At 61.9% G+C, this 7,016-nt stretch carries 4 protein-coding genes; all 4 read left to right on the top strand.

Annotated elements, in window-relative coordinates; genetic code table 11:
- Window positions 1-151: 151 nt before the first annotated feature.
- Window positions 152-1,897, top strand: coding sequence for a GAF domain-containing protein (locus AC0C6X_RS16875; RefSeq protein WP_472954158.1), 1,746 nt, complete (start codon window positions 152-154; stop codon window positions 1,895-1,897).
- 10 nt (window positions 1,898-1,907) lie between these two features.
- Window positions 1,908-4,055: a site-2 protease family protein gene (locus tag AC0C6X_RS16870; protein WP_472954156.1), complete on the top strand. Its 2,148-nt coding sequence runs from the start codon at window positions 1,908-1,910 to the stop codon at window positions 4,053-4,055.
- Between the two features lie 111 nt (window positions 4,056-4,166).
- The gene (locus AC0C6X_RS16865) at window positions 4,167-4,988 is read left to right on the top strand and encodes a SapC family protein (RefSeq protein WP_173518303.1); all 822 of its coding nucleotides are present in this window, start codon (window positions 4,167-4,169) and stop codon (window positions 4,986-4,988) included.
- Window positions 4,989-5,009: 21 nt separating this feature from the next.
- The gene (locus tag AC0C6X_RS16860; protein ID WP_472954154.1) at window positions 5,010-6,986 is read left to right on the top strand and encodes a preprotein translocase subunit SecA; all 1,977 of its coding nucleotides are present in this window, start codon (window positions 5,010-5,012) and stop codon (window positions 6,984-6,986) included.
- Window positions 6,987-7,016 lie beyond the last annotated feature (30 nt).

Genomic DNA, 7,016 nt, shown 5'->3' with positions numbered 1-7,016 from the left:
TGTCTGGCCACTGCGTGCCGGCATGACTGATCAGATTGCCAGGGAATATTCACCACCGCCCCCGGTCGAAGGCTCGGGGGCGGTGAGGTACGCTATTTTGGATCAAGCGCTCTGGCAAAAATTCCGCAATGCGACCAAGCCGGAAGAATTCGTGGAGACGTGGCTCGCGATACTCTGCCGTCAGATCGCAGGCGTGGCCAGCGGTATGGTCATGCTCGGGGAGCCGGACACCGGACCCTACACGCCAATCGCCTTCTGGCCGGACAGGGGCGTCGACGAGGGATTGGCGGCCACCGCCGAAAAGGCTCTGAGCCAACGCCAGGGCATCTCCACCGGACCGACCGGTAGCCGCATGGTGCAATTGATCGCTTCGCCGTTGATCGTCAACGAGCGCCTGTATGGCGCCTGCGCACTTTCGCTTTCCGCCGAGCCTTCGGCCATCAACGAAGTGATGCGCAAGGTGCAATGGGCCTCCGGCTGGATCGAGGTGCTGCTGAGGCGCCAATTCCAAGTCGAGAACGAAGAAATCAGTGAGCGAAACAGGCTGGCCTTCGACATGCTTGCCGCAGTGCTTGAAGCGAAGGGCTTCGTCGAGGCGGCCACGGCGCTCGTTACGGAACTCGCCATGCGGCTTGCCTGCGACCCCGTCAGCGTCGGTTTCGTGCGCGGACGGCGATGTCGGGTCGCGACCGTGTCGCACGCGGCGGGCTTCGGCAACAAGGTCAACATCATTCGCGACATCGGCGCGGCGATGGACGAGGCTGTCGATCAGCGCGCGATCGTTCTCTATCCGCCGCAGGAGCACTGGGAGTATCGCGTCGTCCGGGCACACGAAGAGCTGGTCGAGACGCACAGGTGCGGAGGCGTACTGACGATCCCCCTGCAATCGGGGCATCAGATCGTCGGTGCGCTGACGCTGCAGCGCCCACGCGGCAGTACCTTCGACGAGACCACCGTCGACCTGTGTGACGCAGTGGCCGCGGTCGTCGGACCGGTTCTCGAGGAAAAACGCCGCAACGACAGGAACGTCTTGGTGAAGCTCTGGGAGGCCGCCGGCAACCAGTTGCGGCGACTATTGGGGCCAGGCTATTTCGGCCGCAAGCTCGCGACGCTGATCGCCGCCGTCCTGGCCGCCTATTTCAGCGTGGCGACGACGGAATACTCCGTCACCTCTTCGGCCGTCGTTCGCGGCACAATCCAAAGAACGGTCGTGGCGCCTTTCAACGGCTATGTCTCCAGTCAGTCGGCCAGGGCCGGCGAAGTGGTCAAGCAGGGTCAGATCCTGGCGCAGCTCGACGACCAGGATCTGACACTCGAACGGCTTCGGCTCACGACCACCCGTCAGCAGAAGACGACCGAATACGACCGGGCGCTGATGCAGCACGAACGCGCCGAAGCGCTCATCGTCAAGGCGCAGATCGATCAGGCCGACGCCCAGCTCGCTTTGATCGACGAGCAGCTCAAGCGCACGCGGCTGCTCGCTCCCTTTGACGGCTATGTCGTCAGCGGCGACCTCAGCCAGTCGATCGGTGCGGCGGTCGAGCGCGGACAGGAGCTCTTCACGATCGCGCCGCTGGAGTCCTATCGCGTCATCCTCGAAGTCGATGAAAGCGACATTGACGATGTCGAGATCGGCCGCAAGGGAGTCCTGCGGGTTTCCGCGCTTCCGCAGGAGCCGCTCACCTACCGGATCGAGCAGATCACCGCGATTTCCACCCAGAAGGAGGGCCACAATTTCTTCAAGGTCGAAGCAGCACTGGATCATGTCAGTGATCGGCTGCGGCCTGGCATGGAGGGCATTGCCAAGACCGCGGTGGACGAACGACTCCTGATCCGCGTTTACACCGACAAGATGGTGCAGTGGGCCTATCTCGCCGCGTGGCGCTGGTTGCCGTGAGGACGCGGATATGGAACGGTCCTACTTCAGCTCATCCTGGTACCGCGTCGCGCAACTGAAGCTGAAGCTGCGCGGCCATGTCCGCACACATCGCACGGTCTTCCGTGGCCAGCTCTGGTACGTGCTGCAGGACCGGACCTCCGGGCGTTTCCACCGTTTCACGCCCGAGACCTATTTCATCATCAGCCTGATGGATGGCGAGCGCACGATGCAGGCGATCTGGGACATCGCCTGCGACAAGCTGACCGACAAGGTCGTCACCCAGGATGAGGTCATCCAGCTTCTCGGGCAGTTGCACGCGGCGGACGTCTTGTTCGGCAACGTTCCGCCCGACATCAATGAAATTGCCGAGCGCGGCAAGAAGGTGCGCAATCGCAAGCTGTTGATGAGTTTTGGCAATCCGCTCGCCATTCGCTTCGGCCTGCTCGATCCGAACGAGTTTCTGAACGCCACCGCCATCGTCGGGCGGGTGCTGTTTTCATGGTTCGGCACGCTCGTCTTCATCTGTCTTGTCACCTATGCCGCCGTTCTTGCCGGCATGAACTGGAATGCGCTGACGGCCAATGTCACCGACCGCGTGCTGTCAACATCGAACCTCTTCCTGATGCTGATCGCCTATCCGCTCATCAAGACCCTGCACGAACTCGGGCACGCCTACGCCGTCAAGCGATGGGGCGGCGACGTTCACGAGGTCGGCGCGATGATGCTGGTCTTCATGCCGGTCCCGTATGTCGATGCATCCGACAGTCTGGCTTTTGCAAGCAAATGGCAGCGCGCCCTCGTCGGTGCTGCCGGCATTTTCGTGGAAATGACGCTCGCCGCGCTTGCCCTCATCGTGTGGGTCAATGCGGAGGAGGGGCTCGTTCGGGCCTTCGCCTTCAACGTCATGCTGATCGGCGGCGTGTCGACCCTGCTCTTCAACGGCAACCCGCTCCTGCGCTTCGATGGCTATTACGTCCAGAGCGATCTTCTGGAGATTCCCAACCTCGCGAGCCGGGCCAACAAATATCTTGCCTACCTCGTTCAGCGCTATGCCTTCAAGATCGGCGCGGTCAGTTCACCGGCGACGGCGCCCGGCGAGGAGTTCTGGTTCGTCCTCTACGGCGTCTCGGCGTTCTTCTACCGCCTCGTCGTCACCGGCGCGATCATCGCGCTCGTCAGCCAGAAGTTTTTCATCGTCGGCACGTTGTTCGCCATCTGGGCATTGATCCTGATGTTGGTCGTACCATTGGCGAAAGCCTTCTGGTTCCTGCTGACGAGCCCGCTGCTGCGAAGAAACCGGGGGCGGGCTTTCGCGGTCGTCGGCTCGACGCTTGCCGCCGCCGCGCTGCTTCTGTTCGTGTTGCCCATCCCGCATGCGACCGTCGTGCAAGGTGTCGTCTGGCTACCAGGCGAAGCGATCGTCCATGTTCAGACAGACGGTACGGTCGATGAAATCGCGGCTGCACCCGCCGCCGAGGTGAAGGCTGGCGATCCACTGATCCGGCTGGAGGATCCACTGCTGGCGGCCCGCGTCGACCTGCTCGAACTGCGCGTCGCCGAGCTCCAACGGCGTCTTACCAAGCAGGATCTCTCGGATCTTGCCCACGCGCGCATGGTCAAGGAGGAACTGCGGCTTGCTCTCGCCGATCTCGACCTGGCACGGCAAAGGCAGGAGAATTTGATCGTCCGAGCGCAATCGAGCGGCACACTGATCTTGCCCGATGATCACGATCTGCCAGGCAAGTTCGTCCAGCGTGGAAAGGTAGTCGCCTATGTCGCGCACTTCAACAAGCCCACCATTCGGGTCATCGTCCCGGAGGAAGATGCCGACCTCGTTCGCTCGCAGACACGGGACGTAAGCCTGCGCTTCGTCGAGGATTTTTCGAAGGTCTACAGAGCAGCCGTTGTTCGTGAGGTTCCGGCGCTAACCGACACATTGCCCAATGCGGCGCTCAGTACCGTCGGCGGTGGCGCCATTGCACTCGACCCCCGCGACACGTCACAGCGGCGGGTGCTCGCCAATCTCTTGCATCTCGATCTGATGCTGACCGAGAGCCCGACCGTGCCTCGGGTGGGCGGACGCGTCTTTGTGAGGTTCTCCCACGGGTCGTCGCCCATGGCAAGTAGAATTTATCGTTCAACGCGGCAAATATTCCTGCGTTTATTTAAAGTTTGACTGGACACGAAGTCTAATAAAGTGTTCGATCAAATTAGCCTGAGTAAAAATCTGGCGGCTGTCTTCTAGAATACCTGAGTAACGCTTACAAGATACTAGAGGGAAAACACCATGGCAGCACAACTTCTTTTCTATCAGGACGTGCATCCGGTCTCGGCTGATCGCCATAAGGATGTCTCCATCAAGGCTGGAACTTCCTACAGGTTCGCAAAAGAAGTGAACTCGGTTCCGGTGACGGCCATCGAATTTGCTCAGGCTGCCGCCGAATATCCGATTGTCTTTGCCGGCACGGACGACACGGTGACGCCTGCGGTGGTTCTCGGCGCCCAGCAGACACAGAACCTCTTCGTCGACGACGACGGTGCCTGGCTCGGCAAATACGTGCCGGCGTTCGTTCGACGCTATCCGTTCGTGTTCTCGACGGACCGCGGCGGCAAGACGTTCATCCTTCATATCGACGAAAGTTTCGACGGCTTCAATCGCGAAGGCCGCGGCGAGCGCCTGTTCGACAGCGAGGGACAGCAAACGCAATACCTGAAGAGCGTGCTGGGCTTCCTGCAAGACTATCAAGCGAGGCACCAGCGAACCCGTCAGTATTGCGAGCGGTTGAAATCACTGGGGCTGCTGCAGCCGATGCAGGCCCAGTTCAACCTCAACAGCGGCGAACGCCGCTCGCTTTCCGGCTTCATGACGGTCAACCGTGAAAAGCTGAAAGCGCTGGTGAGCGAAGAACTGCAGGCGATGTTCACCAATGACGAACTGGAGTGCACTTACCTGCATCTTCACTCGCTCAGGCACTTCTCCAGCATGCTGGAGCGCATGCCCGAAGCCGTGGACGCCGCCGGCAAGGGCGACGCTCCCCCTGCCGTGACGAAGCAGCCGAAAAGCTTCCGCAACGGCCATGATGCGCCCGCCGCGGAAACGAACGCTTAAGGGGGGACCGGGCAAGCGACCATGAATATTCTCGTCCCGAGCCGGTCGCCGCCTCCACTGGTCGCCTACCCCGAACGCCAGGAGCGAGCCGAGCACTGGCTTGACGGCATCGAGAAGATGGTGACCAGCGTTCCGCAGATGGTTGCCGGTCGTTTGCACCGGCGCCATCTGAGGGGACTCGTTCAGAGGATCAATGCGACGGAGGTCGCCCTTCGCGGCGAAACCGGGCAGGGGCTCGCAGCCCGCATCAGCGAAGTCCGTGCGGCCCTGCGGTGCCATGGCCTCACCGATATCAATATTTGCCTCGGCTTTGCGATCGTGCGCGAAGTTTCACGGCGCACGATCGGATTGCGCCATCTCGACGTCCAGATCCTTGCCGGACTTGCCATGCTGAAGGGGCGCGTGGCGGAGATGGACACGGGCGAGGGCAAGACCTTGACTGCCGGCCTGCCGGCCTCGATCGCCGCACTTGCCGGGCTTCCGGTCCACGTCATCACCGTCAACGATTACCTGGCGGCGCGCGATCGGGATATACTTCGCCCCATTTACGATTTTCTTGGGCTGACAACGGGCCTCGTCAACAGTACTGTCCCACGCCCGGAGCGGCCGGCCGCCTATGCGTGTGACATCGTCTATGCCAGCAACAAGGAAATCGCCTTCGACTATCTGCGCGACCGCATCACCTTTGGCGGCCAGCCACGGCTCGTTCATGCGAAGATAAACCGTATGCTCGACGAGCGCCGCGGCCGGGAGCCGCCTTTCGTCATGCGTGGACTGCACTTTGCTATCGTCGATGAAGCTGACAGCGTGCTGGTGGACGAGGCGAGAACGCCTCTCATCATTTCCCAGGAAACGGACGCGGACGGCGAGCGGCAATGGGTGGAACAGACCTTCGCGCTGATCGACGGCTTCAAGGAGCCGGCCCATTATCGCCTGCTGGTCGACGAGCGCAGGCTGGAACTGACCGAAACTGGAAAGGCGAAAATTGCAGAGCGTGCCGAAGCGATCGGTGGTATCTGGCGCAACCGCATCCGGCGCGAGGAAGCCGCCAGCCAGGCGCTCGTCGCGCTGCGGCTCTTCAGGAAGGGCGAGCACTATCTCGTCAGCGACGGCAAGGTTCAGATCATCGACGAATATACCGGTCGAGTGATGCCGGACCGCTCCTGGAGCGATGGTCTCCATCAACTGGTCGAGGGCAAGGAAGGCTGCGAGATCACCAGCCGCAAGCTGACAATGGCGCGGATGACCTATCAGCGGTTCTTCCGCCGCTATCTCCACCTGGCAGGAATGACGGGAACTGCCCGCGAAATCACCGAGGAACTCCGGCATGTCTACGGGCTGCAGGTGATGCGCATTCCCCCGAACGCGCCTTCGCGGCGGACGAAACTGCCGACGACGATTTGCCCCACGCTGGAGGACAAATGGCTGACGATCGTCCGACGGGTTCGGGAACTGCAAACCGCTGGTCGCCCGGTCCTGATTGCGACGCGCTCGGTCTCCGCTTCCGAGGCGGTCAGCGCCGTGCTGCAGGGGCAGGGGATCGAACATCGCGTACTCAACGCCGAACAGAGTTCGGAAGAGGCCGAGATCATTGCGCAGGCCGGCGGCGTCTGTCGGGTGACGGTCGCCACCAACATGGCGGGACGCGGCGTCGACATTGCCGTGGCCCCGGAGGCTCTCGCGCTCGGTGGCCTTCACGTTTTGCTCAGCGAGCGACATGACGCGGGGCGCATCGACAGGCAGATGGAGGGGCGAACCGCCCGCAAGGGAGATCCGGGAAGTACGGAAGCGATCCTGTCCCTGGAAGACCCGCTGCTTGATCTCATTCCCTGGCAGCCGCTGCGTTTGCTCGGCCGGTGCGGCAAGCGCGCCGGCCTTTGGCTCTTCCACTTGGCCCAGCGGCGGGCGGAACGCACGCATGCCAGGGACCGAAAGAACCTTCTCGCTCAGGATCGACGCCTGGGCACATTGCTTGCCTTTTCGGGCCTGCCGGAGTGACGCGATGACAAATGACGGGATGGATAAACA

It is taken from the genome of Ensifer sp. VA4, from assembly GCF_055710065.1.
This window is presented reverse-complemented; position numbering and strand designations above follow the sequence as displayed.